The 900-nt window shown below is 28.7% G+C and carries 1 pseudogene; it reads left to right on the top strand.

What is annotated here, in order from left to right:
- Positions 1-773: pseudogene (locus E6A48_RS07315) on the top strand (hypothetical protein); the annotation flags it as partial.
- Between the last annotated feature and the right edge of the window lie 127 nt (positions 774-900).

The raw sequence follows: 900 nt of genomic DNA on the forward strand, positions 1-900 counted from the left end.
CAACTGACACTTTGAACATGCAAGGAGATAAAGTCTTTGATATAGACCCCGCAACAGAAGAAGGAATAAAAAAAATGGCAGGCATAATGTGTGCTGCTATGGATGATTATAGAGAACAGAAAGAAAAAGAAAACAAAGAAGAAACTATAACTGAAGGTGAAGAGAGATTAAATAAAGCATCAGAGCAATTAGAAGATTTAGTAGAAAGCAGATTAGAAGATACATATCAAAGCGATAACGCTCAAAAACGCCCATTTACAATAATAGACAAAATTGAAAACAGCAGAGTTGAAATAAATGAAGGCTATAATCCTCAATCTGCAGGTCAAACAATAGTTACAAACAATGAAGATGGAAGCAAACAAACTATAACAACATCATCACCAAATCAGCAAGTTCCAAATATTACAGTAAAAGTAGAAGCTCCAAAAGAAACAAATAAATTATCAAAACCAGAAACTCAATTAAGACCTGCAAGTGAAACTCCTACTATGAGAATGAAACTTCTTGATGATACTGATGATTACGAAAAGAAACTTGTTATTACTTATGGGTTTGATAATATGCCTGAAAATATGTATTATTCAAAATATAAAAAAATATTAAGAAATGCTGCTAGAATAAGTTTGCTTGGTAATTTACAGGAAGGTCTTGATATGTTTAAGTTAATAAGAGATCAAAATATACCAGATGAATATAAACAAATGATAGATAAAAATATACAAGATATAACCTATTATCTTAGAGGTTTGCATAGAGTTAGATTGGAATAGAAGTTTTTTATGTTTAAATATTTATTTTTAATTTTTACAATTATTATAAACATAATCTCTTGTTCATCAAAGAATGTTACTGTTGGTGAGATAAATGCAGTTTATAATAAAAAAGAAGATTCATATA

Origin of the sequence: Brachyspira pilosicoli (genome assembly GCF_019402445.1) — a bacterium.
Lineage (GTDB): Bacteria > Spirochaetota > Brachyspiria > Brachyspirales > Brachyspiraceae > Brachyspira > Brachyspira pilosicoli_B.